24 protein-coding genes are annotated in these 25,942 nt (G+C 57.0%); 14 read left to right on the plus strand and 10 right to left on the minus strand.

Annotated elements, in window-relative coordinates; genetic code table 11:
• Nucleotides 1-49: 49 nt before the first annotated feature.
• The 11 genes from FCL49_RS23080 to araD all read left to right on the plus strand — a co-directional run bounded on the left by FCL49_RS23080 (nt 50) and on the right by araD (nt 11,511).
• A complete protein-coding gene (locus FCL49_RS23080) occupies nt 50-1,603 on the plus strand; it encodes a sugar ABC transporter ATP-binding protein (RefSeq protein ID WP_174355288.1) in 1,554 nt (517 codons plus the stop codon).
• A complete protein-coding gene (locus FCL49_RS23085; RefSeq protein ID WP_174355289.1) occupies nt 1,596-2,678 on the plus strand; it encodes an ABC transporter permease in 1,083 nt (360 codons plus the stop codon). The genes FCL49_RS23080 and FCL49_RS23085 overlap by 8 nt, the downstream gene beginning before the upstream one ends.
• Before the next feature lie 15 nt (nt 2,679-2,693).
• On the plus strand, nt 2,694-3,794 hold the full coding sequence (locus tag FCL49_RS23090; protein WP_174355290.1) for an ABC transporter substrate-binding protein: 1,101 nt from the start codon (nt 2,694-2,696) through the stop codon (nt 3,792-3,794).
• Nucleotides 3,795-3,806: 12 nt separating this feature from the next.
• Nucleotides 3,807-4,667, plus strand: a complete 861-nt coding sequence (locus tag FCL49_RS23095) for an SMP-30/gluconolactonase/LRE family protein (protein WP_174355291.1) — start codon at nt 3,807-3,809, stop codon at nt 4,665-4,667.
• Nucleotides 4,668-4,923: 256 nt separating this feature from the next.
• Nucleotides 4,924-5,922 carry a 3-dehydro-L-gulonate 2-dehydrogenase gene (gene yiaK / locus FCL49_RS23100; protein WP_174355292.1) on the plus strand — a complete coding sequence of 333 codons (999 nt, stop codon included), beginning with the start codon at nt 4,924-4,926 and terminating at the stop codon, nt 5,920-5,922.
• Between the two features lie 13 nt (nt 5,923-5,935).
• A complete protein-coding gene (locus FCL49_RS23105; RefSeq protein ID WP_174355293.1) occupies nt 5,936-6,406 on the plus strand; it encodes a YhcH/YjgK/YiaL family protein in 471 nt (156 codons plus the stop codon).
• A gap of 109 nt (nt 6,407-6,515) precedes the next feature.
• Nucleotides 6,516-7,811 carry an MFS transporter gene (locus FCL49_RS23110; RefSeq protein WP_174355294.1) on the plus strand — a complete coding sequence of 432 codons (1,296 nt, stop codon included), beginning with the start codon at nt 6,516-6,518 and terminating at the stop codon, nt 7,809-7,811.
• A complete protein-coding gene (locus tag FCL49_RS23115; protein ID WP_217434530.1) occupies nt 7,811-9,301 on the plus strand; it encodes an FGGY-family carbohydrate kinase in 1,491 nt (496 codons plus the stop codon). The genes FCL49_RS23110 and FCL49_RS23115 overlap by 1 nt, the downstream gene beginning before the upstream one ends.
• Nucleotides 9,298-9,954, plus strand: a complete 657-nt coding sequence (ulaD, locus tag FCL49_RS23120) for a 3-keto-L-gulonate-6-phosphate decarboxylase UlaD (RefSeq protein WP_174355295.1) — start codon at nt 9,298-9,300, stop codon at nt 9,952-9,954. Before FCL49_RS23115 ends, ulaD begins: the two co-directional genes overlap by 4 nt.
• Before the next feature lies 1 nt (nt 9,955).
• Entirely contained in the window at nt 9,956-10,816 is an 861-nt protein-coding gene (locus FCL49_RS23125) for an L-ribulose-5-phosphate 3-epimerase (RefSeq protein ID WP_174355296.1), read from the plus strand.
• Nucleotides 10,810-11,511: an L-ribulose-5-phosphate 4-epimerase gene (gene araD / locus FCL49_RS23130; RefSeq protein ID WP_174355297.1), complete on the plus strand. Its 702-nt coding sequence runs from the start codon at nt 10,810-10,812 to the stop codon at nt 11,509-11,511. The genes FCL49_RS23125 and araD overlap by 7 nt, the downstream gene beginning before the upstream one ends.
• 169 nt (nt 11,512-11,680) lie before the next feature.
• Here araD and FCL49_RS23135 read toward each other — a convergent pair whose 3' ends face one another.
• Nucleotides 11,681-12,301, minus strand: coding sequence for a LysE family translocator (locus FCL49_RS23135; protein ID WP_174355298.1), 621 nt, complete (start codon nt 12,299-12,301; stop codon nt 11,681-11,683).
• A gap of 316 nt (nt 12,302-12,617) precedes the next feature.
• Between FCL49_RS23135 and FCL49_RS23140 the strand changes: the two genes are divergently transcribed.
• Nucleotides 12,618-13,316, plus strand: coding sequence for an RluA family pseudouridine synthase (locus FCL49_RS23140; RefSeq protein WP_174355299.1), 699 nt, complete (start codon nt 12,618-12,620; stop codon nt 13,314-13,316).
• A gap of 31 nt (nt 13,317-13,347) precedes the next feature.
• On the opposite strand, the gene FCL49_RS23145 is transcribed toward FCL49_RS23140, so the two are convergent.
• Nucleotides 13,348-13,950 carry a helix-turn-helix domain-containing protein gene (locus FCL49_RS23145; protein WP_174355300.1) on the minus strand — a complete coding sequence of 201 codons (603 nt, stop codon included), beginning with the start codon at nt 13,948-13,950 and terminating at the stop codon, nt 13,348-13,350.
• 43 nt (nt 13,951-13,993) lie between these two features.
• On the opposite strand from FCL49_RS23145, the gene FCL49_RS23150 reads away from it, so the two are divergent.
• Complete coding sequence (locus tag FCL49_RS23150; RefSeq protein ID WP_174355301.1) at nt 13,994-14,686, plus strand: B3/B4 domain-containing protein; 693 nt, start codon at nt 13,994-13,996, stop codon at nt 14,684-14,686.
• Nucleotides 14,687-14,835: 149 nt separating this feature from the next.
• On the opposite strand, the gene mscS is transcribed toward FCL49_RS23150, so the two are convergent.
• Nucleotides 14,836-15,702 (minus strand): small-conductance mechanosensitive channel MscS, encoded by an 867-nt coding sequence (gene mscS, locus FCL49_RS23155; RefSeq protein ID WP_174355302.1) that lies wholly within the window; start codon nt 15,700-15,702, stop codon nt 14,836-14,838.
• A gap of 193 nt (nt 15,703-15,895) precedes the next feature.
• Between mscS and FCL49_RS23160 the strand changes: the two genes are divergently transcribed.
• On the plus strand, nt 15,896-16,564 hold the full coding sequence (locus FCL49_RS23160; RefSeq protein ID WP_174355303.1) for a DUF1345 domain-containing protein: 669 nt from the start codon (nt 15,896-15,898) through the stop codon (nt 16,562-16,564).
• Nucleotides 16,565-16,620: 56 nt separating this feature from the next.
• Here FCL49_RS23160 and fbaA read toward each other — a convergent pair whose 3' ends face one another.
• From fbaA to FCL49_RS23195, 7 genes are all read right to left on the minus strand, one after another.
• Entirely contained in the window at nt 16,621-17,700 is a 1,080-nt protein-coding gene (fbaA, locus tag FCL49_RS23165) for a class II fructose-bisphosphate aldolase (protein WP_099065300.1), read from the minus strand.
• Nucleotides 17,701-17,815: 115 nt separating this feature from the next.
• On the minus strand, nt 17,816-18,976 hold the full coding sequence (gene pgk, locus FCL49_RS23170) for a phosphoglycerate kinase (RefSeq protein WP_174355304.1): 1,161 nt from the start codon (nt 18,974-18,976) through the stop codon (nt 17,816-17,818).
• Between the two features lie 77 nt (nt 18,977-19,053).
• The gene (gene epd, locus FCL49_RS23175) at nt 19,054-20,070 is read right to left on the minus strand and encodes an erythrose-4-phosphate dehydrogenase (RefSeq protein ID WP_012146648.1); all 1,017 of its coding nucleotides are present in this window, start codon (nt 20,068-20,070) and stop codon (nt 19,054-19,056) included.
• Nucleotides 20,071-20,497: 427 nt separating this feature from the next.
• The gene (locus tag FCL49_RS23180; RefSeq protein ID WP_174355305.1) at nt 20,498-21,568 is read right to left on the minus strand and encodes an ABC transporter ATP-binding protein; all 1,071 of its coding nucleotides are present in this window, start codon (nt 21,566-21,568) and stop codon (nt 20,498-20,500) included.
• Nucleotides 21,561-23,330, minus strand: coding sequence for an ABC transporter permease (locus FCL49_RS23185; RefSeq protein ID WP_135317927.1), 1,770 nt, complete (start codon nt 23,328-23,330; stop codon nt 21,561-21,563). Before FCL49_RS23185 ends, FCL49_RS23180 begins: the two co-directional genes overlap by 8 nt.
• 78 nt (nt 23,331-23,408) lie before the next feature.
• On the minus strand, nt 23,409-24,497 hold the full coding sequence (locus FCL49_RS23190) for an ABC transporter substrate-binding protein (protein WP_174355306.1): 1,089 nt from the start codon (nt 24,495-24,497) through the stop codon (nt 23,409-23,411).
• A gap of 175 nt (nt 24,498-24,672) precedes the next feature.
• A complete protein-coding gene (locus FCL49_RS23195) occupies nt 24,673-25,587 on the minus strand; it encodes a DMT family transporter (RefSeq protein WP_174355307.1) in 915 nt (304 codons plus the stop codon).
• Between the last annotated feature and the right edge of the window lie 355 nt (nt 25,588-25,942).

The raw sequence follows: 25,942 nt of genomic DNA on the forward strand, positions 1-25,942 counted from the left end.
CCAGCTGGCATCACGCCGATCGCGGATGCAAGGACCAGGGGCGCATCACATGACACCAGAAAATGCGGAACAACCCATTCTCACCCTCAGCCATATCGTCAAACGCTTTGGCGGCAATGTCGCGGTGAATGACGTCAGCCTGCAGGTGATGCCGGGCGAAGTGCTGGCCTTGCTGGGCGAAAATGGCGCGGGCAAATCGACGCTGATCAAAGTACTGGCCGGGGTTTACCCACGCGACGGTGGCAATATTCAGTTTCAAGGGGCCAGCATAGCCTCCGCCGCGGCGATAAAAAGTGACAGCCGCCAGCCTATTGCCTTTATTCATCAGGATCTCGGACTGATCGAATGGATGACGGTAGCGGAAAACATGGCGCTGGTGATGGGTTTCCCGCGTCGTTTCGGCCTGATCGACTGGCGTGCCATTCGCCGCCGCGCCGTTCAGGCACTGCAGGATGTCGGCATAGAGTTGGATCCCGACGCCAGGGTCTTCGAGCTGTCACGTACCGAAAAATCGCTGCTGGCGATAGCCCGGGCGGTGGCGGTCGATGCCGAACTGCTGGTGCTCGATGAACCCACTGCCTCGCTGCCCGCCAACGATGTGCGCCACCTGTTCGCGGTGATTAACCGGCTGCGTGCCAAAAAGGTCGGCATGATTTACGTCACCCATCGGCTGGATGAAGTGATCGAAATTGCCGACCGGGTGTGCGTCATGCGCGACGGCCGCTATGTGGCGGGTGGCAATACCGCCGACTATTCGCTGCGCGATCTGGTGCAGATGATCGTCGGCGAAGCGATGGCGGACGATCAGCGTGAACCCCTGCCCGAAAATCGGCCGCCCGTGCTGCAGCTCAATAACGTGGTGGTCGGCGATATCGGCCCGGTCAGCTTCAATCTGCAACCCGGGGAAATGCTGGCGCTGGCCGGCCTGCGCGGTGCCGGACAGGAAGAGATTGGTCGGTTGCTGTTCGGCCTGCGTCGCGCTGATGAGGGCGAAATCCGTTTTCGCGACCAAAGCTACACCGCCAGCAGCCCACAGCAAGCCATGGCCTGCGGCGTCTCTCTGGTGGCGGGCGACCGTACCGGCGAAAGCCTGGTGATGTCGATGAGCGTGCGTGAAAACCTGTTTATCAACCCCGTGGCCAGCGGCCACAAACTGCTGTCACGCTACAGCCGCCGGGCCGAGACCGGGGCCAGTTGGTGGAAAGTGCAGTTGTTCGACGTGCGGCCCAAGGACGTCAATATCGATATCAGCGCCCTGTCCGGCGGCAACCAGCAAAAGGTGGTAATGGCACGCTGGATGCATTTAGGCGCCCCACTGCTGATCCTGGAAGATCCCACCGCTGGCGTAGACGTCGGCGCACGAGCGGAAATCTACCATCTGTTAAATAAATCCCTGGAGGAAGGCGTGGCGGTATTGGTTATCTCCAACGACTTTGAGGAGATCGCCCATATCTGCAACCGCGCACTGGTGTTTAACCGGGGAAAAGTGGTCGGCGAGCTGAAAAATCAGCAGGTGTCATTCGCCAATTTATTGGAACTGGCCTCCGCCAGCGCCGGGGAAATTCTCGAGACAAGGTTAGAATCTGAGGTGGGTCATGTCTAAAACATCTGTTAAATCAACGGCACTGGAGCAAAGGGTCAGCCTGTCGCAGGACGGCACCGGCCCGTGGCTGATGCAGGTCCTTACCCGCTATGGCCTGCTGCTGCTGTGCATTGCGCTGGTGATCCTGTTTTCACTGATCTCCCCCACGTTCGCCTCAATGCTGACGCTACAGGCGATCCTCTCCAGCAAAGCCAAGATCGCCCTGTTGGCGCTGGCGGCGACCATCCCGATGATCGTCGGCAAAATTGACCTTAACGTCGGCTTCGGCATCGTGCTGTGGCATATCCTGGCCATTACCTTGCAGGTGGAATACGGCTTTTCGTGGCAGATGGCGGTGCTGACGGTGCTGGCACTCTCCGCGCTGTACGGCCTGTTGAACGGCATTTTGGTGGCGCTGGCGGATATCGACAGTTTTGTCGCCACCCTCGGATCCGGCACCGTGCTGTATGCCATTGCGCTATGGCACTCCGGCGGGCGACAGATCGTCGGCGATCTGCCGGACTCCTTTATCGCCCTGCATCACACCGAGATCGGCGGGATCCCGATCGTGGCGTTCTACGTGTTGATCGTCGCGGTGGTGCTGTGGTTGGTAACCGAACACACTCCGCTGGGGCGTTGCATGTATGCCGTTGGCGGTAACCCGGCGGCGGCGCGGCTGAACGGCATTTCGGTCAATCGCTTTACCATCGGTGCCTTTATCGCCTCCAGCGTGCTGACCGGCTTTAGCGGAGTGCTGATCGCCGCCGAGCAGGGGGTTGGCCAGGCCAGCGTCGGCATGGACTATCTCTTGCCCGCGCTGGTGGGCGCCTTCCTCGGCAGCACCACCATTCGTCCCGGCCGGGTTAACGTCTGGGGCACCGTGGTCGGCATCGCCATTCTGGCTATCGGTATCGCCGGTATCCAGCAGTTCGGCGGTGAGTTCTGGGTCGAACCGCTGTTTAACGGCGCGACGCTGTTGCTGTCAATCACGCTGGCGGGCTATGCCCAACGCCGTCGGCTACTCAATCAAAAAGCGGTTCAACGCAGCCCAGCCACTCCGGCTGATAAAAATAACCATAAAGCGATCAATCCTTAACCAGGAGTTTACCGAATGAAACGTCTTTGGATATTGCCCACTACCCTGCTGCTGGCCAGCTATACCTCATCCGCCTGGGCCGATGCCTATCTCGATCAGGCCACGGCGGCGGTCACCAAGGCCACCGCCAGCGTGACCCAATGGGACGGACCAACCAGTGGGCCAAAGTTACTGGCCAACAAAAAAATCATCTTTATCGCTTCGGACATGAAAAACGGCGGCGTGCAGGGCGTACAGGAAGGACTGAGTGAAGCGGCGAAAGCGGCCGGCTGGAAATTGGAAACCCTGGACGGCGGCGGCTCGGTGAAAGATCAGCTGGCATCGCTGAACCAGGCGATTGCCCAGAAGCCGGACGGCATTGTGATCGGCGGCTGGAACCCGAACGTAGCCAAGATCCCGCTGAAAAAAGCCATCCAGCAAGGCATTGTGCTGACCGCCTGGCATGCGGTGCCTGAGCCGGGACCGATCGCCAAATACAACGTGTTTTACAATGTCACTTCCGATTCCAACGAAGTGGCACGCATCGCTGCCCAGTATGCGGTGGTACAGTCCGGCGGCAAGGCCAGCGTGTTGATCTTTACCGATTCGCTGTACCAAATCGCGCTGGACAAGGCCAACGTGATGAAAGAGGAAATCGGCAAATGCAGTGGCTGCAAGGTGGTCGAGTTTATCGACACCCCGCTGGCGGATACCGCCAACCGCATGCCGGCCATGACCTTCAGCCTGCTGCAAAAATACGGCGACCAGTTCCAGTACGCACTGGCCATTAACGATCTGTATTTTGATTTTATGGCGCCGGCGCTGAAAACTGCCGGTAAAGGCGGCAACAATGCGCCCTACAGCATCTCCGCCGGCGACGGTTCTATTTCCGCCTACCAACGCATCCGCTCCGGCGGCAGTCAGTCGGCTACGGTACCGGAACCGCTCAAACTGCACGGCTGGCAACTGCTGGATGAGTTCAACCGCGCCTTCGCCAAACAGCCGCCTTCCGGCTATGTCACCCCGGCGCACCTGGTGACCCACGACAATATCACCGCCGACGGTGGCAGCAGCAACCTGTATGACCCGCAGAATGATTATCAGGGCCACTACAAAGCCATTTGGGGCGTGAAGTAAGCGGAGGTCAGCATGAATGAACTGATGGCGGACCACCCGCTTGAACGCCTGTGCTCACCGGCCATCTGGGCCGAGGGGCCGGTGTGGCTGCCGCAGCAGGACGCGGTGGTGTTCAGCGATGTAAAGGGCAACCGCATGTTCCGCTGGTCGCGACAGGGGGAACTGAGCCTGTGGCGCTCCCCGTCGCACTACGCCAACGGCAATGCGCGCGACGTCGAAGGCCGGGTGATCAGTTGCGAGCACGGGCAGCGTGGTATCAGCCGCACCGAAAGCAACGGCGAGGTGCAAATGCTGGTCGATCGGGTAGACGGCAAGCGCTTCAACTCCCCCAACGATCTGGCGGTTCGTTCCGACGGCACAATTTGGTTTACCGACCCACCTTATGGCATCACCAGTGATGAAGAGGGTTACAAATCGGAAAGCCAGGTCATCGGCTGCTACCTCTACTGTTTTGACCCGGGCGATGGCTCGCTGAACATTGCCGCCAGTGACCTGCAGCGGCCAAACGGCCTGGCGTTCTCACCGGATGAATCACTGTTATACGTGGCGGACATGTCGATCGTCGATTTCCCGACCCTCGGACGCAGTGAACTGCGGGTGTATCAGGTTAATGGGCGTGAACTGGACGCCGGTCGGCGTTTCGTCGGCGTGGCACCCGGTTTCCCGGACGGCTTTTGTGTTGATGGGATAGGTAACATTTTTTGCAGCTGTGCCGACGGGGTACTGATCTTCAACAGCGAGGGAAAACAGCTCGGTAAGATTGAAGTGCCTGAACGCGTCTCTAACTGCACCTTCGGCGGGCCGGACGGCAATGAGTTATACATTACCGCCAGCACCTCGCTATACCGTAAGATACTGAATACTCGCGGATAACGGGGAAAAATGATGTTGGCAGAGCGGGCCTGTTCCGCTCTGCTTTGCCACGTCTGAAGCACGTCAACGCCCCAAAACGTGTCGTCGATCACAAATTCATCAGATTAATTTAACGCACTGTTTTATATAAATAACTTTCTCCTCCGTCGCTTTGACTTCGCTTAACCGCAGGTATAGCATTTATTTGAAATGCAATTCCGTATAATGAAATTTAAAGAACACAAAACAAGCAAATGCGCCGTAGCGGAGAATCAGCATGAGAGTGAGTTACACCGATCTAAAGCAGCAATTCAAACGCGTGCTTCTGGCGCGGGGCGTGGCGGAAGCCACCGCCGATGACTGTGCCGGTATGTTCGCCGACACCTCCGCCAGCGGCGTTTACTCCCACGGCGTTAACCGTTTCCCGCGTTTTATTCAGCAGTTGGACGCCGGCGATATCGTGCCGGATGCCGAGCCCAGCAAGCTGCTGTCGCTGGGTGCCATCGAGCAGTGGGACGCCCATCAGGGCATAGGTAACCTCACCGCCCGCAAGATGATGGATCGCGCCATGCAGTTAGCCGACGGCCACGGCATCGGGCTGGTGGCGCTGCGTAATGCCAACCACTGGATGCGCGGCGGCGGCTACGGCTGGCAGGCGGCGGAGAAAGGCTATATCGGTATTTGCTGGACCAACTCGGCAGCCGTGATGCCGCCCTGGGGGGGCAAAGAGTGCCGCATCGGTACCAACCCGCTGATTGTGGCGGTGCCGGGTAATCCCATCACTATGGTGGATATGTCGATGTCGATGTTCTCCTATGGCGCGCTGGAGCTGAACCGGCTGGCGGGCAAAACCCTGCCGGTGGATGGCGGCTTTGACAACGACGGACAGCTGACGCGCGATCCGGCCACCATTGAAGAAAACCGACGCATTCTGCCGATGGGCTATTGGAAAGGATCCGCGCTGTCGGTAGTGCTGGATATGATCGCCACCCTGCTTTCCGGCGGATCTTCAGTAGCGGAAGTCACCGAGGACAACAGTGACGAATACGGCGTGTCGCAGGTGTTTATCGCCATCGAGATCGAACGCTTAATCGACGGACCCACCCGCGATGCAAAACTGCAGCGCATCATGGACTACATCACCAGCGCCGAACGCGATAACCCGGAGGTGGCGATCCGCCTGCCAGGCCATAAATTCCCGCGCATTCATGCAGAAAACATGCGTGACGGCATCCCGGTGGATGATCGCATCTGGGCGCGCATTCAGGCGCTGTAACAGGAGAAAAACCATGATTTTCGGCCATATCGCCCATACCTCACCGGAGCAATACCCGGCACCGGTGGCTCACGCCATCGCCTATTTGCAAGGCACGGATTTCAGCACCCTGCCCGCCGGACGTTATCAGGATCCCGCTACCGGCTACGTGGTACAGGTGCTGGATCTGCATACCCAACAGCCGGGCGATCTGCGGCCCGAAGTGCACCGGCAAAATGTTGACGTGCAGTTTCTGGTCAGCGGCAGCGAATTGATCGGCGTGGCGGCGGATCGTGGCGATAACCCGATCCACCAGGAATTACTGGCGCAGCGCGACATTATTTTTTATCAGGACGTCGCGGATGAATCCTGGTTAACCCTACAGCCCGGTAATTTTGCGGTATTTTTCCCGCAGGATGTTCATCGCCCGGCCTGTATAAATCAACAACCCTGCGCTATTCGCAAAGTGGTGGTGAAAATACCGCTGGCATTATTTAGCGCCTGACCGACAGCAAAGAAATTAAAGATAAAAAATCATCGGCCTACGGGTCGGTGTGGGCGCCCCTGCGCCTTAAACCACCAAAACAATAAAATCTGACCCTACAGGTGTATATATGAATATTGCCTCTGTTTCTGTCACTCAAAGCCAGGCGATCCCCAAATTACGCTGGCTGCGGATCGTGCCGCCGATCCTGATTACCTGCATCATTTCCTATATGGACCGGGTGAATATCGCCTTCGCCATGCCCGGTGGTATGGATGCCGAGCTGGGTATTACCGCCTCGATGGCCGGGTTGGCCGGTGGCATCTTCTTTATCGGTTATCTGTTCTTGCAGGTACCTGGCGGCAAGCTGGCGGTGTACGGCAACGGCAAGAAATTCATCGGCTGGTCGCTGCTGGCCTGGGCGATTATTTCGGTGCTGACCGGGCTGGTCAGTAACCAGTACCAACTGTTGTTCCTGCGCTTTGCCCTGGGTGTCTCCGAGGGCGGCATGCTGCCGGTGGTGCTGACCATGATCAGCAACTGGTTCCCGGACAAGGAACGTGGCCGGGCCAACGCCATCGTCATTATGTTCGTGCCGATCGCCGGTATTCTCACCGCCCCGCTGTCCGGCTGGATCATCACCGTCTGGGACTGGCGCATGCTGTTCCTGGTGGAAGGCGCGCTGTCGCTGGTGGTGATGGTGCTGTGGTATTTCACCATCAGCAACCGCCCGCAGGAAGCCAGGTGGATTTCAGCAGCGGAAAAAGACTACCTGATCAAAACGCTGCATGACGAACAACTGCTGATCAAAGGCAAAACGGTACGCAACGCCTCGCTGCGCCGGGTACTGGGCGACAAGATCATGTGGCAACTGATCCTGGTGAACTTCTTCTACCAGACCGGGATTTACGGCTACACCCTGTGGCTGCCAACCATCCTCAAGGGGCTGACCAACGGCAATATGGAACAGGTGGGGATGTTGGCGATCCTGCCCTACATCGGCGCCATCTTTGGCATGCTGGTGATTTCCTCACTCTCCGATCGTACCGGTAAACGTAAAATCTTCGTCGCGCTGCCGCTGGCCTGCTTCGCCATCTGCATGGCGTTGTCGGTACTGCTGAAGGATCACATCTGGTGGTCCTACGCCGCACTGGTCGGCTGCGGGGTCTTCATCCAGGCGGCGGCCGGAGTGTTTTGGACCATTCCTCCCAAACTGTTCAACGCTGAAGTGGCCGGTGGCGCACGTGGCGTGATCAACGCGCTGGGCAACCTGGGCGGCTTCTGCGGCCCCTATATGGTCGGCGTATTGATCAGCCTGTTCAGTAAAGACGTCGGCGTTTACAGCCTGGCGGTGTCACTGGCCATTGCCTCGGTGCTGGCGCTGATGCTGCCGAACAAATGCGACCAAAGCGCGAGGGCCGAATAATGGACTATTGGCTGGGGCTGGACTGCGGCGGCACCTTTATCAAAGCCGGATTGTATGACCGTCAGGGAACAGAGCTGGGCATCGCCCGCCGCAACCTGGAGATTATTTCGCCCCAACCCGGCTGGGCGCAGCGCGATATGCCTGCACTGTGGCACACCGCTGCCGAGGTGATCCGTGAACTGCTGACCCGCAACCAGATTGCCGCCGGAGATATTCAGGCGGTCGGTATCTCGGCGCAGGGCAAAGGTGCGTTTCTGCTGGACCAGCAAGGGCAGCCGCTGGGCAACGCCATGCTGTCTTCTGACCAGCGCGCGCTGACGCTGGTGCAGGAATGGCAAAAACAGGGTGTACCGCAAGTGCTGTATCCGCAGACCCGGCAAACGCTGTGGACCGGCCACCCGGTGTCGCTGCTGCGCTGGGTTCGGCAACATCAGCCGGAACGTTATCGCCAGATTGGCAGCGTGCTGATGGCCCACGATTACCTGCGCTACTGCCTGACCGGCGAGCTGGCCTGTGAAGAAACCAATATCTCCGAATCCAATCTTTACCAGATGGCAAAGGGTCGCTATGACCCGGCACTGGCACAGCTGCTGGGCATTGGCGACATCATGCCCGCCCTGCCGTCGATTGTCGGTTCGGCCGAAATCGCCGGGCGAGTCAACGCCGCCGCGGCAACGGCAACCGGGCTGCTGGCAGGTACGCCAGTGGTCGGCGGGCTGTTCGACGTGGTGTCCACCGCGCTGTGCGCCGGGTTACACGATGAAACCAGGCTCAACGCAGTGATGGGCACCTGGTCGGTTACCAGCGGCATTACCGACACAATCACCGAGGGCTTCGACCACCCGTTTGTCTATGGTCGCCACGCCGAAGCCGGCAAATACATTGTGCACGAAGCCAGCCCAACCTCTGCCGCCAACCTGGAGTGGTTCTGCCGCCAATGGGGCTTGCAGGACTACGGCCAGCTCAACGACTGGGTGGCAACGCTGCCGAAGGCCGACAGCAGCCTGCTGTTTGTTCCCTTCCTGTACGGCTCCAACGCCGGGCTGGGCCTGAGCGCCAGCTTCCACGGCATGCAGGCCTTCCACCAGCGCGAGCATTTGGTACAGGCGATCTACGAAGGCGTGGTGTTCTGCCATATGACCCACCTCAACCGCATGCGGCAACGCTTCCCTGCGGCCACCGCGCTGCGCGTCACCGGCGGCCCGGCCAAATCCGCCCCCTGGATGCAAATGTTCGCCGACGTCAGCGGCCTGCCGGTGGAGCTGCCGCAGGTGGAAGAAACCGGCTGTCTGGGTGCCGCCATGGCGGCGATGGTCGGCAGCGGCGCCTTCAGCGATTTCACCGCCGCCCAGCGGGCGCTGGCACCGCGCATCGAACGGGTGCTGCCGGACGCCGCCGCAGCAGAGGCTTACGGTAAAAAATATCACCGTTATCAGGCTCTGGTAGCCACGCTACAAACGCTCAATCAACCCGGTAAGGAGGCCCTATGAGCAATAAACCGCGCCTGCAACTGGCGCTCGATCATACCCGGCTGGACGCCGCCCTGCAGGCGGCGCAGCGCCTGCAGCCGCACGTCGACATTATCGAGGCCGGCACCATTTTATGCATTAGCGCCGGTATTCAGGCGGTGAGCGCACTGCGTGAACGCTGCCCACAACATACGCTGGTGGCCGACCTGAAAGTGGCCGATGCCGGTGGCACGCTGGCGCAGCAGGCCTTCAGCCACGGCGCCAACTGGATGACGGTGATCTGCGCCGCACCCTTGGCCACCATGGCCAGCGCACTGGAAGTAGCGCAGCAGCATCAGGGCGAGATCCAGATTGAGCTGTTTGGCCGCTGGACGCTGGACGATGCCCGGCAGTGGCGCGAGCTTGGCATCCGCCAGGCGATCTATCACCGTGGCCGCGACGCGCAGGCCAGCGGACAAACCTGGGGCCGACAGGATTTGGATCTGATGAAAGCCTTGTCGGATCTGGGCATTGAGCTGTCGGTTACCGGCGGCATCACACCGACCGATTTGCCGCTGTTTAAAGACATCGCCGTCACCGCCTTTATCGTCGGCCGGGCGCTGGCAGAGGCTGCCGATCCGTTGGCCGCCGCCAGTCAGTTCCGCACCGTCATTGATGACATCTGGAGAAGTTGATATGCGCCAGCACCCATTGGGAATTTATGAAAAAGCCTTGCCGAAACACCTGACCTGGCCCGAGCGGCTGGCGCTGGCCAAGGCTTGCGGTTTTGATTTTGTCGAAATGTCGGTGGATGAAAGCGACGAACGGCTGGCACGCCTGAGCTGGAGCAAAGAACAGCGCCTGTCACTGGTCAGCGCCATGCTGGAAACCGGCATCAGCATCCCGTCGATGTGCCTGTCCGGCCACCGCCGCTTTCCGTTCGGCAGTCATGACGATGCGCTGCGCCAACGCGCCTTCGAAGTGATGGAACAGGCGATCCAACTGGCGAAGGATGTGGGTATCCGCACCATTCAGCTCGCCGGTTATGACGTCTATTACGAACAGCAGGACGAAAGCACCCTCGCCCGCTTCACCGAAGGCATGCAATGGGCGGTCGAACGCGCCGCCGCCGCCCAGGTGATGCTGGCGGTGGAAATCATGGACACCGCTTTTATGAACTCAATCAGCAAGTGGAAGGCCTGGGATGCCTGCCTGGCATCACCCTGGTTCACGGTCTATCCGGACGTCGGCAATCTCAGCGCCTGGGGCAATGACGTGGCGCAGGAGCTGGCGCTGGGCATTGATCGCATCGCCGCCATCCATCTGAAAGACACCTATCCGGTCACCGAAAGCTCGCCGGGACAGTTCCGCGATGTGCCTTTTGGCGAAGGCTGTGTCGACTTCGTAGCGCTATTCCGCACGCTGAAACAGCTTAACTATCGCGGCGCTTTCCTGATTGAGATGTGGACCGAAAAAGCCGAAGAACCGGTGGCCGAAATCGTACAGGCGCGCCGCTGGATCGAACAAAAAATGCAACAAGGGGGTATGACATGCTAACGCTGCCGCAACTGAAACAACAGGTACTGGAAGCCAACCTCGACCTGCCGCGCCACAATCTGGTGACCTTCACCTGGGGTAACGTCAGCGCGGTGGATCGCGAACGCGGGCTGGTGGTGATCAAGCCTTCCGGTGTGGAATATGAACACATGACCGCCGAGGACATGGTGGTGGTCAGCCTCGCCAATGGCCAAACCCTTGAGGGCAGCAAAAAGCCTTCCTCGGACACCGCTACCCACCTGGCGCTGTACCGTGAGTTTGCCGATATTGGCGGCATCGTACACACCCATTCGCGCCATGCCACCATCTGGGCGCAGGCCGGGCTGGACATCCCCGCCTGGGGCACCACCCACGCCGACTATTTCTACGGTGCCATTCCCTGCACCCGGCTGATGACCGAGGACGAGATTGCACATGATTACGAACTGGAGACCGGCAAGGTGATTATCGACACCTTTCACCGACGCGGTATCAGCCCAAACGCCATCCCGGCAGTGCTGGTCAATTCACACGGCCCCTTCGCCTGGGGCAAGGACGCGCACAGCGCGGTGCACAACGCGGTGGTGTTGGAAGAAATTGCCTATATGGGGATTTTCTCGCGCCAGCTGACACCGGGTATCAACAGCATGCAGCCCGCGCTGCTGGATAAACACTACCTGCGCAAACACGGCAAGAATGCTTATTACGGGCAATAGCTTGGGTTGACAGGTCTCAGCTCCAGTATCAATAGTTTTCACCAGATGCTTTGAGGCGTCTGGTGAAAACAAATCGCAGGAATAACCACGGTGATAACTTATCTGGAGTTAATTTAACCACAGCACTAATGGAAAAAGATAAATTAACCCTCAAGTTTGTAGAGGTTACTTAGCGCTTGCTGAACGCCAGCCGGGCTGCGAATAACAGAAAAATCATACCGGTTGTGCGATCCAGCCAGCGGATCACTTTCTCTTTTTGCAGCAGGGATGCCAGCGGACGCGTTGCACCAATCAGCATCATCGACCAGGTAGTACCAATCACCATATGAATACCCACCAACACAAAAGTCCAGATAATGGGCGAATGTCCCTGTGGAATAAACTGGGGTAAAAAAGAAACATAAAAGATACCCACTTTAGGATTTAGGGCATTACCGAGAACACCTTTCAAGAACCAGTTTGAAGCCGGCTTTTCAGAAGTATCAGCCACTGCAAACTGCTTCCTTGGGCGTAGCAACATATTTAAGCCTAACCAGGTCAGGTAAGCCGCACCGCAGTATTTTAGAATGTCATAGGCAAGTTCTGAAACAGCGACAAGTGCCCCCAGCCCGAAGGCTACCGCCGCGCCCCATATTAAACAGCCGACACTGATGCCAAGCGCTGCGCGAACGGCCTGGTTTCTTCCTTCTACGGTGGCCGTTCTTAATACCAGGGCGGTATCCAGGCCCGGTGTTAAAGTCAACAACACGGCAGCAAAACTAAACGCCAGAAGCGCGTCCATAACGGACATAGCAAAATCTCCAGGTGATTAAAATTACGGGCTCATTCTGGATTTTGGACTCCAGCCCCTTTCGGTTTACGGACACATCGTATAAAGCTTATTTATCCGGGTCACGGCTTTTCTTATTTCATCAACGAAATGTGAGAGGCCGTATTAAAGCCCTGTGACTTTGAACCACCAGGGCAATCCGCATCCTATTATTACCCCCCGTGGTGTAACAATATCAACGTCCGGCACCAGGCGGCTCTGAACACAAACCGTCGTAATTCGTCAGCCGGTTTAAAATTCGTTATCATCCGCCCTCACTCTCCCGCCGGTTGGCCTGATGTCCAAGATTATCGATACCTTTATTGCCCCGCCATGCCATGAACAGGTCGAGATCCTCTATCAGGATGAGAGTCTGCTGCTGATCAACAAGCCCAGCGGGCTGCTCAGCCTCTCGGGGAAAAATCCGCAAAATCTCGATTCGGTGCATCATCGGCTGGTGCAGCAATTCCCCGGCTGTACCCTGATCCACCGCCTGGATTTCGGCACTTCCGGGCTGATGGTGATTGCCCGTAATAAAGCTATCAATGCCGCCCTCTGCCAGCAATTCAGCCAGCGCAGCGTGACCAAAGTGTACAGCGCACTGCTGTGCGGGCATCTGAACGACAATGAAGGGGTGATTGACGCCGCGATTGCCAAAGATCCGGCGTTGTTCCCGCTGATGTCGATTTGCGCCATCTACGGCAAGCCTGCTCGTTCCGGCTATCGGGTCGTTGAGCGCTTTTATCATGAGTTGGAAGACGGGACGTCACTGCCATTGACGCGGGTGCAACTAACCCCGGAAACCGGGCGCACTCATCAACTGCGTATCCACTGTCAGCAGTTGGGCCACCCTATTTTGGGCTGCGACCTGTATGGCGGTCTCCTGCTGCCCGGCACCGAACGGACAGCGCGGCTGATGCTGCACGCCAGTGAGCTGCATTTTGTTCATCCCATAACTGAAGAGCCGATCAAAGCCCAGAACGCCAGCCCGTTCTAAAGGAGAAAGGCGTTACGGCGCAGGCTGCCGTTTAAGGGTGTAACTCTGCAACGGTCATCGTAAAGATAAGCTCTTCATGACTGTTATTGGCATATTGATGCGGGAAATCCGTTCTGGCTATGGCAGAACAGCCGGCAGGGACCATCAACGTGGTCTTATCGACAGCAAGCTGGAGCGTCCCTTGTTCCACATGCAGTAGTTCGCATGTACCAACAGGGTGACCGGGTGAAGCGAATTGCTCTCCGGGATACATATGCCAGCGCCAGAGTTCAACCATATCCGGGCCACTGGTACCGGCCAGCAACCGTGCGCTCCCGCCCTTTTCACCGACCCATAGAACCGGAATGTCATCCTGTTGAATCACATGGACCGGTGGCTTGCTGGCCACATCGACGATATCGGCAACGGACACCCCCATGGCAGCGGCAAGCTTGCACAAAATGGCGATGCTGGGGTTAGCCGCTCCTTTTTCGATTTCTACCAACATGCCCTTGCTGACACCCGCACGTCGAGAAAGCTCATCCAATGAGAGTTTTTTTTGTTTCCGGAAGGCTTTGATCCGTCCGGATACCGCTGCGCTGACTGAATGGATGTCAGCGCCCGGATCGGTCGATTTATTGACTTTAATGGTCACTGGTCGATATCATGTAATAAATTAGTCATTATGGAATTATCCAATGTTTTCTGTTACTCCGTCAATTAATAGCGATATTGCCAATATCGCGCCGGGATTTCGGGCTATCAGCATTCTCGTCAAAGCGGCACCGGTCATACGTCCTGAAGTGGGTGAAATTGCATTGAAACAGGCCTGTGAGCTGGTTGCAGCGGGAGCACCTGAATGGGCAGAACCCCATCTGGCAGCCTGGGCGGAAGTTTTCAAACACTTTGGTGCAAAGCCCAAGCGGACCCCTTGTTCCGCCGAAGCACTTCGTAAAAGAGTTCTGCGGGATGGCAACATGCCTGGAATCGATCCGGTGGTAGATCTCTATAATGCGGTCAGTCTGCGTTATGCCATCCCGGTAGGAGGAGAAAATCTGGCCGCCTATGCGGGAACCCCACGGTTGACCGTAGCAGATGGCAATGAGCTGTTTGATACGGTGAAAGAGGGCCAACCGGCTCACGAATCTCCCGAACCCGGCGAAGTGGTGTGGCGGGATGATATTGGGGTGACATGCCGACGCTGGAACTGGCGGCAAGGGACAAGAACCCGTCTGAGCGTTGAAAGCCAACAAATGTGGTTTATTCTGGAAAGCTTGCCCGAGATGCCCCTGACGGCCTTACAGGAAGCCGGGGAAATGCTGATTAAAGGGCTGCAGGATATGATGCCAGAAGCAGAAATCCAACAAAAACTCATTGGGCCAGGAGCTTGATAAATTTTGTCATCCAGTCAGCGGTCTCTCTTCTGACAGAACTGTTTGAGTTTTATATTAACGGGCATATTGTTCGGTGGGTTTTCAGCGCGAGACACGACAAATGTCGTCTCGGCCTGTAATAAAAAAGGGGCCAAGGCCCCTTTCCGTTATTCCGCTTTCGCGGTGGTCGCATCGTTGCGATACAGATGAACGTCCATCTGCGGGAACGGAATACCGATGTTGTTGGCATCCAGTGCGCGCTTGAAGTTCTCCATCAGATCGAAGTACACGTTCCAGTACTCCGCATTGGTGGTCCAGGAGCGGGTCACGAAGTTCAGTGAAGAAGGTGCCATCTCGTTCAGACGCACGGTCACGCCTTTGGCGTGCATGATGCGCTTGTCAGCGGCGATCACGTCGCCCAGTACCTTTTTCACCACATCGATGTCGGCGTTATAAGCCACGCCAACCACGATATCCACACGGCGGTTCGGCTCGCGGGAATAGTTGATGATGTTACCGGCGATGATTTTACCGTTCGGTACCACGATGGTTTTGTTGTCTGCGGTGCGCAGCGTGGTGGAGAAAATCTGCACCTGGTCGACGGTACCGGCTACGCCGCCCAAGTCGACATACTCACCGGCACGCAGTGGACGGAAGGCCACCAGCAGCACGCCAGCGGCGAAGTTGGACAGTGAGCCCTGCAGCGCCAGGCCGACGGCCAAACCTGCGGCACCCAGCACGGCGATCACCGAGGTGGTCTGTACGCCAACGCGCCCCAGCACCGCGATAAAGGTGAAGGCCAAAATGCCGTAACGCGCCATGGCCGACAGGAAATCTGCTACCGTGGCATCAATGCCGCGCAGCTTCATCACGCGGTTTACCGCATTGCTGACTACCCGGGCAATGACCGAACCAATGATGAAAATAACAATCGCCGCAACGATGTTCACCGCATACTGAATCAATAAATCCTGGTTCTGCACCAGCCAGTTACCGGCACCATTAATGCCGTCTACTACATTCAGATCTTTCATTCGTGTCGTCCTAACTTGTCCCTAAGGGGATAAACTCGCAAAAAAACTGACATCTGGCGTCAGTCGGAAACCACCGCCCTAGGTTAACTAACATTTCCGCAGCATGCCAACCGTAAGCGGTAAAAATCGCCGAACTTCCTCTATGCTGAACATAGCGCTATCGCCTTTTTAACGATAAGGAACTTCGCCCGTCATGCACATGCCATCGTCGATTCAACACTATTGGCGGGTTCGCCCCAGGCTGCTGCTTTCCGTCGCGGCGGGCATTCTGTGCTACCTGCTGCTGCCGGACAGGCTCAATCAATTACAACGATTAATGCTCGGCTGGAATGTGTTGGCCTGGATCTACCTGCTGTCGCTCTGGCGGCTGATGTTGGTCAGCACGCCGAAGCATATCCGCCAGCTCGCTCGCGAACAGGATGAAAGTGCCAGTAAAGTGCTGGCCCTGGTCAGCCTGGGCTGTCTGGTGAGCATTCTGTCGATTCTGTTTGAGCTGAGTACCACCAGGCAGGTCAGCGACTCGCTGAAAACACTGCATCTGGCGCTAACCGGTGCCACGCTGGTGGTGTCCTGGCTGCTGCTGCCCACCGCGTTCACCATGCACTATGCCCATCAGTTTTACCGCCAGAGCGCGCAGCAAGATCCGCTGCCACTGCTGTTTCCCGGTGACCTCAAAGAACCGACTTATTGGGACTTCGCTTATTTCTCCTTCACCATTGCCGTGGCGTCGCAAACCGCCGACGTGGCGGTCGGCGCGGCCGAGGTGCGCAAGGTCGCCCTGCTGCAATCGGTGATTTCCTTTGTCTTCAACCTGGTGATTTTGGGGCTGTCGATTAACGTCGGTGCCGGCCTGCTGAGCTAGAAATAGAAAAGGCTCCCCGAGGGGAGCCTTCATGTAGAGCTAACAGCTAACCGAGATTACAGAACGTCTACTGCGTTCAGATCTTTGAAAGCCTGTTCCAGACGAGTAATCATCGAAGTCTGGGCTGAACGCAGCCATACGCGTGGGTCGTAGTATTTCTTGTTCGGCTTGTCAGCGCCTTCTGGGTTACCCAGTTGGCCTTGCAGATAGCCTTCGTTCTTTTTGTAGTACTGCAGGATGCCGTCCCAGGTTGCCCATTGGGTATCGGTATCGATGTTCATTTTGATCACGCCGTAACCTACGGACTCTTTGATCTCTGCATCGCTAGAACCAGAACCACCGTGGAACACGAAGTTCAGGCTGTTGTGCGGCAGGTTATATTTCTTGGAAACATAGTCCTGAGAATCACGCAGGATGGTCGGAGTCAATTTCACGTTGCCTGGCTTGTAAACGCCGTGCACGTTACCGAAGGACGCCGCGATAGTGAAGCGTGGGCTGATCGCATTGAGTTTTTCGTATGCGTAAGCCACGTCTTCTGGCTGAGTGTACAGGGAGGATGCGTCCATATGGCTGTTGTCCACGCCATCTTCTTCACCGCCGGTGCAGCCCAGTTCGATTTCCAGGGTCATACCGATTTTCGCCATGCGAGTCAGGTATTTGCTGCAAATTTCGATGTTTTCTTCCAGGGACTCTTCAGACAGGTCGATCATGTGGGAAGAGAACAGAGGTTTGCCGGTGGTAGCGAAATACTTCTCGCCAGCGTCCAGCAGGCCGTCCAGCCATGGCAGCAGTTTCTTCGCGCAGTGGTCGGTGTGCAGAATAACCGGCACGCCGTAATGCTCAGCCATCTGGTGAACATGGTGTGCACCGGAGATAGCGCCCAGAATTGCTGCACCCTGTGGAACGTCAGTCTTCACGCCTTTGCCGGCGATAAACGCGGCACCGCCGTTGGAGAACTGAACGATAACCGGAGCGCGTACCTTCGCGGCTGTTTCCAGCACGGCGTTGATAGAGTCGGTACCTACACAGTTAACTGCTGGCAGAGCAAAGTTGTTCTCTTTAGCTACTGCGAATACTTTCTGAACGTCATCACCAGTGATGACACCCGGTTTTACGAAATCAAAAATTTTAGACATGTTACTTTGTCCTGTTTCGTCGGCCGTAGATGGATGTAAATCGATTTTTCATGCCGCGCCGCCTATGCCGCGCGGTATAAAATAAACGGGCGACTTTCGCCTCCCGCTGTCTGAATTACTGCTTGGCGCGCTCTTCCAGCATCACTACTGCCGGTAACGCTTTACCTTCCACGAACTCCAGGAAGGCACCACCGCCGGTAGAGATATAAGAGATTTTATCTTCAATACCGAACAGATCGATAGCTGCCAGCGTATCACCACCACCCGCGATAGAGAATGCCTCACTGTCCGCGATAGCGCGTGCGACAATTTCAGTCCCTTTGCGGAAGTTAGGGAATTCGAATACGCCAACCGGGCCATTCCACAGAATGGTTTTGGCTTCTTTCAGCAACTTGGCCATAGCCAGCGCGGTTTCGTCACCGAAGTCCATGATCTCTTCATCATCGTTGACTTCACTGACTTTTTTCAAGGTGGCAGGGGCAGTTTCAGAGAACTCCGTACCTACGCGAGAATCGGTAGGAACCGGAATTTTAAACTCGTCACGCAGTTTTTTCGCTGCATCGACGAAGTCAGGTTCGTACAGAGACTTACCAACATTATTGTCGATAGCTACGAAAGTGTTGGCGATGCCGCCACCCACGATCACCGTATCGGCGATTTTCACCAGCGAGTTCAGCACATCGAATTTGGTCGAAACTTTAGAACCGCCAACCACGGCAACCATTGGGCGAGCCGGGCTTTTCAGCGCCTTACCCAGGGCTTCCAGTTCTGCAGACAGCAGCGGACCCGCACAGGCAACAGGAGCAAACTTGCCCACGCCGTGGGTGGAAGCCTGCGCACGGTGTGCAGTACCGAAGGCGTCCATCACGTACACGTCGCACAGCGCCGCATATTTTTTGGACAGGGTTTCGTCGTCTTTTTTCTCGCCCTTGTTGAAACGGACGTTTTCCAGCACCACCAGTTCACCTTCTGCAACGTCAACACCTTCCAGGTAGTCTTTAGCCAGACGAACCGGGTTTTTCAGGTGTTCTTTCAGATAGTTGACCACAGGCAGCAGGGAGAACTCTTCGTTGTACTCGCCTTCGGTAGGACGACCCAGGTGGGAAGTTACCATCACGCGGGCGCCTTGTTTCAGCGCAGCTTCAATAGTCGGCAGGGAGGCACGGATACGTGCATCGGAAGTCACTTTACCGTCTTTCACTGGAACGTTCAGATCGGAGCGGATCAGAACGCGTTTACCGGCCAGATCCAGATCGGACATGTTAATTACAGACATGGTGAACCCTCTTGGTTGATTCTCTAGAAACTATAAAGTTGCCTGGGCGGGGCACCGGTCATGCCGATGCCGCCGTACTAGAAACCGCTTGCGGCCATTGCCCGTGTTGTATCCAACATCCGGTTGGCAAAGCCCCATTCATTATCGCACCAGACCAAGGTCTTGATCAGGTGCTGACCGCTGACCCGGGTCTGCGTACCGTCGACGATAGCGCTATGCGGGTCATGGTTAAAATCGATCGAGACTAATGGTAGTTCCGTATAGTCAACTATACCACGAAATGATCCCCGTGCGGCCATTTGCAGCAGCTGGTTGACCTCTGTCACTTTCACCGCCGAACTGACGCTGACGCTGAGATCGATGGCCGTCACGTTGATGGTCGGCACGCGTACCGAAATCGCTTCGAAACGATCGCAAAACTGCGGAAAAATACGGGTAATGCCCGCAGCCAGCTTGGTGTCGACCGGAATAATCGACTGGCTCGCCGCGCGGGTACGCCGCAAATCCTGATGATAGGCGTCTATCACCGGCTGATCATTCATCGAAGAGTGAATGGTGGTCAGGGTGCCCGATTCGATGCTGTAGGCATCGTCCAGCAGCTTGATCACCGGAATAATGCAGTTGGTGGTGCATGACGCATTGGAAACAATGCGGTGTTCCGCCAGCAGCGTCTGATGGTTGACCCCAAATACAATGGTAGCATCCAGATCGTTACCGCCAGGGTGAGCGAACAACACTTTTTTCGCCCCCGCCGCCAGATGGGCCTCACCATCTGCCCGGCTACCGTACACGCCGCTGCAATCGAGCACCACGTCGACGCCCAGTTCCCCCCAGGGAAGCTGTTCCACCGCCGGCTGATGCAGCAAGCGAATGGTGTCGTCCCCGACGGTCAACATGTCGCATTCCTGGCGAACATCCCAGGCAAAGCGGCCATGGCTGGAGTCATACTTCAGCAGGTGGGCCATCCCCTCGGCGTTTGCCAATTCGTTGATCGCCACCACGGAAATTTCCGCTCTTCGTCCCGATTCATACAGTGCGCGTAAAACGCTGCGGCCAATGCGGCCAAAGCCGTTTATCGCTATGCGGATTGTCATGCTGCTCCTGAAAAAGGGCCTTCCCTCACCGGGCGTGTTCACCGTGATCGAGAGGGCGCTGACTGGGGTATCTGGATAACCCGCATAGAGTACTGTAGCGCACCACCCGCTGTGAATCGTCGCATCACATTATTCCTTCGGTCCGGCGCTGTTTCGCCAGCCTCACTCCGACGTTTCTGTTGAAAACAGCTACAACTGAAACGCTTCAGCCGAGCATAAACCAAAGTTTTGCCAAAAGGAACAGATGCGACAGTCTGCCTGGCAACCGGACGACACTTTGCGGGAATAAGATGATCTAGCGCACACTTTTTCATAGCCAACCCTACAGTCGTGGGCTGGAAATTCTGCCGACAGACGAAATACGCGGGCGCTGGATCTGTCGTTGGGAACACCGCGTCCCTGAATAGGACGCGGTCAGTTTGACGGGCTAAACTTTAGGAAAAATCCACAGGTGCTCGGGCGGTAGCGAAAGCCGGCACAGGGTTTGACCACGCACTTCGGTGCCATAAGCGCGTACCACAAAATCTTCGGCAACGGTACGGAACAGGTATTCCCAACGGTCGCCGAGATACATGCTGGTCAGCAGCGGCAGCTCAAGCTGATTGCCCTGCGGGTCATCCCCCAGGCGCACGCGCTCTACACGGATCACCGCCGTGGCCTCTTCGCCGGCTTTTACCCCTGCCCCCGCCATGCCCCACAGCGCCCAGTCTTTGCCTTCAATGCGCGCTTTGCCCTCACTCACCTCGGTGATCTTGCCGTGCAGGCGGTTATTGCTGCCCATAAATTCGGCGGTAAACAGGGTCGACGGCGAACCGTACATTTCCTGCGGCGTGCCCTGCTGCTCAATTTTTCCGTTGTTGAGTAACAGGATGCGATCGGAGATGGCCATCGCCTCGTTCTGATCGTGAGTCACCATCAGCGCCGAAAGCCCCAGTTTGATGATCAGCTCACGCAGGAACACCCGCGCCTCTTCGCGCAGCTTGGCGTCGAGGTTAGATAACGGCTCATCGAGCAAGATCACCGGCGGGTTGTACACCAGCGCCCGACCAATCGCCACGCGCTGTTGTTGGCCACCGGACAACTGATGCGGATGACGCTGGCCCAGATGCCCCAACCCAAGCTGGTCGAGCACGCCCTGTACCCGCTGGTTGATTTCCGCCGAGGCGACTTTACGCAACTTCAGCGGATAGGCGACGTTTTCAAACACCGTTTTATGCGGCCACAGGGCATAGGACTGAAACACCAACCCCAGGTTGCGCTCCTCCGCCGGAATTTCGCTGCGCGCGCTGCCGTTGTAAACGGTATTGCTGCCAATGATAATGCGGCCCTGAGTCGGTTTCTCCAGCCCGGCGACCGCACGCAGCAGCGTGGTTTTACCACTGCCCGACGGCCCCAACAGCGAAACCACCTCGCCACGCTTTAAATCCATCGAGACCCCCTTCAACACCGGGTTGTCGCCGTAGGTTAAATGCAGGTTTTCTACCGAAAGTTCAATCATGTAATTTCACTCCAAAGCGCAGGGCGATACCCAGCCCCAACACCACCAGCAGGATGTTAATGAACGAGAGAGCCGCAACGATATCGATGGCGCCCGCCGCCCACAGGGAAACCAGCATCGAACCTATGGTTTCGGTACCCGGAGACAACAGATACACCCCGGTGGAATATTCGCGCTCGAAAATCAGGAACATCAGCAGCCAGGAACCAATCAGGCCGTAACGCGACAGCGGAATGGTGACGTGACGGGTGATCTGCCCCCGGCTCGCGCCAGCGCTACGCGCTGCCTCTTCCAGCTCCGGGCCCACCTGCAGCAGCGTCGAAGAGATCAGCCGCAGGCCATAGGCCATCCACACCACGGTGTACGCCAGCCAGACGCTGAAGATGGTGCTGCGCAAGGAGCGCAACCAGACGATCAGGTTCTCCCGCAGCCACTCGGCCACCGGCAGCGCCGACAGCCAGCCTTCTTTCAATGACTTGTCCAGCCACATCGGCAGGAACAGGAACACCCACAGGAACGCCAGCCCCGCCAGCAGGCCCGGCACCGCTCGCGGCACCAGCACGCTGTAATCGAGGAAACGGGTAGCCCCGTCGGGTTTGCGGTGCATGGCGATGCCGATAAACAGATAGCAAACCACCGCCAGCGCGCCGCCGAATACCCCAATCGCCATCGAGTTGACGATCGCCCGCAGCAGGTTCGGCTGCTGCCAGATAGTGCGGAAGGTATTGAGCGACAGCTCGTCCCAGATTGAAACGCCCACGCCCCAGTTGGAGATAAAGGCGCGCAGCACCACTCCCACCAGCGGTACGCCGATGGTCACCGTCAACCAGAACACCACTACCGCCCCGGCAACCCAACGCCATTTACCCAGCGGCAATGCCCGCGCCTGCGACGCCTTGCCCTTGACGGTGACGAAGCGGTTCGCGGTGCGCATCAGACGACGCTGCAGCATCACCAGCGGAATAGTGATGCAAATCAGCACCACCGCCACCGCCGCCATCAGATGGTAAGACGGCGTGCCCAGCTTATTGGTCAGTTGATACAGATAAGTCGCCAGCACCAGGTTACCTTCCGGATCGCCCAGCACCAGCATCAGGCCGAACACTTCCAGCCCGAGGAAGAACAGCAACACCCCGGCGTACAGAATCGAGGGCCGCACCATCGGCAAGCTAACGGCCGTCATCACCTGCAAAGGCGAGGCCCCCGCCGTGCGTGCGGCCTCTTCCACGTCGGAACCAACGCTACGCAAGGCCGAAGAAATATAAAGATAGGCGTGAGGTACATGCGTCAGCCCGGCGATCACCACGATGCTGGCCATCGAATAGATATTCCACGGCACAAAGCCCAACAGCGACTCCGCCCACAGCGAGAAGAAGCCGACCGGCCCGGCGGCCACCACGTAACCAAACCCCAGAACCATCGGCGAGACAAAGATCGGTACCAGGATCAGTGGCTCAATAAAGCGCCGCCCGGGCAAGTCTGTTCTGACCATTAAAAAGGCCAGAATGCCCCCCAATGGAATAGCGATCACCACCAGGCCGAAAGCCAGAATAAACCCGCTTTTCAGCGCCTTGTAAAAATCCGGATCGGTGAAAATAAACTGGAACGCCTCCAGGCTGAACACCTTGGAGGGGGAGAAAAAGGGAGCGGAGAGGAAGCTTTGGATCACGATAAACGACAGCGGCACGTAGATAACCAGTGCGGTTATCAACACCACCAAGCCGCGCGGCAGGCTCTGCCACTTTCTGCGCCATGCTTTCATAAAGATATCCCGATGGTTGTAAACGACGACGACCAAAGGGCGCGCGCCACAATGGCAGACGCGCGTCCGGAACCTTGGTTATTTCGCGGCGGCGGTACGCCATTGCTTGATGTAATCCAGGCGTTTGGCCGGCTGCAGATACTCCAGCAGGCTTTCATCTACCGGGATCGGTTTGAGCGCTTTGCCGAGCATTTTGGTCAGGCCGTCAATGTCGTTTTTACCTTCGATGTCATTACGAATCGAAGGAATGTCGGCCTGGTTGGCAAGAATGCTCTGACCCTTTTCCGACAGCACATAGTTAAGCCACAGTTTTGCCGCGTTGGCATTAGCCGCTTCTTTACTGATAAAGGACACACGCGACAGCACCAGGGTGTAATCCTTCGGATAAGAGATGCCCAGCGAAGGGTCGGTTTTGGCACGGGCTTCGGCGTAGGAGCCCAGGATGTTGAAACCAATCAGGTTCTCCCCGGATGACACCCTTTCCATCATGGTACCGGTAGAAGATTGTACCGCCAGCCCCCCTTTGGCGACGTCAGCCAGGGTGGCAAAATAGTTTGGATCTGCCTTGAAGTCCTGCACCGACAGCATGAAGCCCAACCCTGACTTTTCAATGTCATAGGTGGTGACTTTCTTTTTGAATTTGTCGGTCTGGCTGGCAATCAGCTTGGCCAGCGCGGCGTGAGAATCCGGCACATCCCCCTGCGGGATCAACCGTTTGTTATAGATGAAGACCACCGGCTCGTAGGTGGTGCCGTAAGCTTTCTCTTTCCATACCGCCCACTTGGGCAGTTGGCCCTGCTCCGGTGAAGCGTATTCCTGCGCATAATCGGTCGCCAGCTTTAGCGCAGTATCCATCGACGAACTCCATACCACATCGCCGCTGGTGCCACCCGCCGCCTGTTCGCTGATATAGCGGTTGTACAGCTCGGTGCTGTTCATGTCGTTGTATTCGACTTTTACGCCAGGATACAGCGCCTCGAATCCCTGGATCAGCGGGCCGGCAGCCTTGGTATCGGTGGTGGAGTACACCACCACCTTGCCCTCTTTCTTCGCGCCATCCACAATTTTTTGATAGTCGGCTGGATAGCCTGCCGGAAATTCAGCGTAAGCAGGCACCGCGCCCAGTACCGCCATCGCCACCACCGACGCGCCGATTTTTGTCAACATGATCAACTCCTAGTTACATTTAAGAAACTAAAAATTAACATATAGTTAATAAGTGTTCTTAAGCAACGCCGTTGATTTTTTATCTTCGGGTTTTGTGAGGTTGGCCGATTTTTGGCCAATAAAAAAGCCCGCTCAGCGGGCTGTTTCCGGATAACGGCGTTAAAAACCGATGCTATTACACTAAATTGGATCGCCGTAACAGGCGGATCCTTTGCACAATGGCCACCCCAAGCAGCGTCAGCATAAACCCCGCCAATTGCACCAGCGAGAGTGCTTCGCCAAACAGAAAATACGCCTGCAGCGCGGCAGCCGGGGGCACCAGCAGCATCAGCGCGGTAATGCGAGTCAGATCGCCATGGCGTACCATCCAGATAAACAACGCGGTGCCGCCCAGCGAAAGCACCCCGGCGGACCACAGCAGTGAGAACCACAGCGTGGGGGAATTATCCCACTCGCCGGAGCCCATCACCGTTGCCAGAACGCCGGTGACCAGCGCTGCGCCAAGGTGCTGAATAGCCCCAGCAGCCCGCAGATCTGCCGCCGCCAGCGAAGACTTCTGCACCATAATGCCGATCGTCAAGGCGACGATACTGCCAAAGCCCAGCAGGATCGGCAGCAGCGCCATATTGCCGACGTCGATGCCGGTCAACCTCGGTGACAGCACCAATGCCACGCCAATAAAACCGAGCGCCAACCCCGTCCAGGAACGCAACCCTATCGGCTTGCGCAACACCAGCGCAAAGATCAGCGCGGTGAACAGCGGCTGGAGGCCGCCGATCAACGACATGACGCCAGCCGCCAGACCGTTCGCCACCGCCCACCAACTGGCGGCAAGATACACGCCGTTCATCAGCATTCCGGTAAGCAGGTGCATAATCAGTTGTCGTCCCTTAGGCCAGGCGCAGTGGGCGGCCAACAGGGCGAACACCGCGGCGGCGATCAGGAAACGGAAGGTCAGAAAGAGATTGGGATCTGCATGGTCGGCCACCGCGCGAGCGGCTATAAACCCGGTCGACCAGATCAGTATCAGGAAAAACGGCGCAATAATGGATTTGCGCCGATAGAAGCTTTCCTTGCCGGTAATTACCATAAAGATACCTGAATAATGCTGTTGGTGGTTCACTACGAAGCATACTAACTAATTTAACATTGCCTTAACATCGTTTGTTGCAGGAAGTTTTGGCGACGAAATTGGCGGAAAAAATAGCTCGGCGCAATTAAGTGAAAACCATAAACCAGATGAGCTTATGGGCCGAAAGCCGGATGAGGATGGTCATGTCTCGTTTAAATATGATTCTTTCAACCCACACGCCGAAATACTACTTGCCCTCGGCATGCTTGCCAGTGCTGGCTAACGCTTTACCTGATATAAAAAAACCCGGCATCGCCGGGTTTTCGTCATCATGTTCAGGGCGCAGCCTGCGACGCCCTGACTTACGGCTTAC

The sequence above is a fragment of the Serratia proteamaculans genome, assembly GCF_013337185.1.
Lineage (GTDB): Bacteria > Pseudomonadota > Gammaproteobacteria > Enterobacterales > Enterobacteriaceae > Serratia > Serratia proteamaculans_D.

Bases quoted from the DNA above. Each gene is read 5' to 3' on its own strand.
- FCL49_RS23080 (WP_174355288.1), top strand. From the start codon at position 50: ATGACACCAGAAAATGCGGAACAACCCATTCTCACCCTCAGCCATATC.
- FCL49_RS23085 (WP_174355289.1), top strand. From the start codon at position 1,596: ATGTCTAAAACATCTGTTAAATCAACGGCACTGGAGCAAAGGGTCAGC.
- FCL49_RS23090 (WP_174355290.1), top strand. From the start codon at position 2,694: ATGAAACGTCTTTGGATATTGCCCACTACCCTGCTGCTGGCCAGCTAT.
- FCL49_RS23095 (WP_174355291.1), top strand. From the start codon at position 3,807: ATGAATGAACTGATGGCGGACCACCCGCTTGAACGCCTGTGCTCACCG.
- yiaK (WP_174355292.1), top strand. From the start codon at position 4,924: ATGAGAGTGAGTTACACCGATCTAAAGCAGCAATTCAAACGCGTGCTT.
- FCL49_RS23105 (WP_174355293.1), top strand. From the start codon at position 5,936: ATGATTTTCGGCCATATCGCCCATACCTCACCGGAGCAATACCCGGCA.
- FCL49_RS23110 (WP_174355294.1), top strand. From the start codon at position 6,516: ATGAATATTGCCTCTGTTTCTGTCACTCAAAGCCAGGCGATCCCCAAA.
- FCL49_RS23115 (WP_217434530.1), top strand. From the start codon at position 7,811: ATGGACTATTGGCTGGGGCTGGACTGCGGCGGCACCTTTATCAAAGCC.
- ulaD (WP_174355295.1), top strand. From the start codon at position 9,298: ATGAGCAATAAACCGCGCCTGCAACTGGCGCTCGATCATACCCGGCTG.
- FCL49_RS23125 (WP_174355296.1), top strand. From the start codon at position 9,956: ATGCGCCAGCACCCATTGGGAATTTATGAAAAAGCCTTGCCGAAACAC.
- araD (WP_174355297.1), top strand. From the start codon at position 10,810: ATGCTAACGCTGCCGCAACTGAAACAACAGGTACTGGAAGCCAACCTC.
- FCL49_RS23135 (WP_174355298.1), bottom strand. From the start codon at position 12,301: ATGTCCGTTATGGACGCGCTTCTGGCGTTTAGTTTTGCTGCCGTGTTG.
- FCL49_RS23140 (WP_174355299.1), top strand. From the start codon at position 12,618: ATGTCCAAGATTATCGATACCTTTATTGCCCCGCCATGCCATGAACAG.
- FCL49_RS23150 (WP_174355301.1), top strand. From the start codon at position 13,994: ATGTTTTCTGTTACTCCGTCAATTAATAGCGATATTGCCAATATCGCG.
- mscS (WP_174355302.1), bottom strand. From the start codon at position 15,702: ATGAAAGATCTGAATGTAGTAGACGGCATTAATGGTGCCGGTAACTGG.
- FCL49_RS23160 (WP_174355303.1), top strand. From the start codon at position 15,896: ATGCACATGCCATCGTCGATTCAACACTATTGGCGGGTTCGCCCCAGG.
- fbaA (WP_099065300.1), bottom strand. From the start codon at position 17,700: ATGTCTAAAATTTTTGATTTCGTAAAACCGGGTGTCATCACTGGTGAT.
- pgk (WP_174355304.1), bottom strand. From the start codon at position 18,976: ATGTCTGTAATTAACATGTCCGATCTGGATCTGGCCGGTAAACGCGTT.
- epd (WP_012146648.1), bottom strand. From the start codon at position 20,070: ATGACAATCCGCATAGCGATAAACGGCTTTGGCCGCATTGGCCGCAGC.
- FCL49_RS23180 (WP_174355305.1), bottom strand. From the start codon at position 21,568: ATGATTGAACTTTCGGTAGAAAACCTGCATTTAACCTACGGCGACAAC.
- FCL49_RS23185 (WP_135317927.1), bottom strand. From the start codon at position 23,330: ATGAAAGCATGGCGCAGAAAGTGGCAGAGCCTGCCGCGCGGCTTGGTG.
- FCL49_RS23190 (WP_174355306.1), bottom strand. From the start codon at position 24,497: ATGTTGACAAAAATCGGCGCGTCGGTGGTGGCGATGGCGGTACTGGGC.
- FCL49_RS23195 (WP_174355307.1), bottom strand. From the start codon at position 25,587: ATGGTAATTACCGGCAAGGAAAGCTTCTATCGGCGCAAATCCATTATT.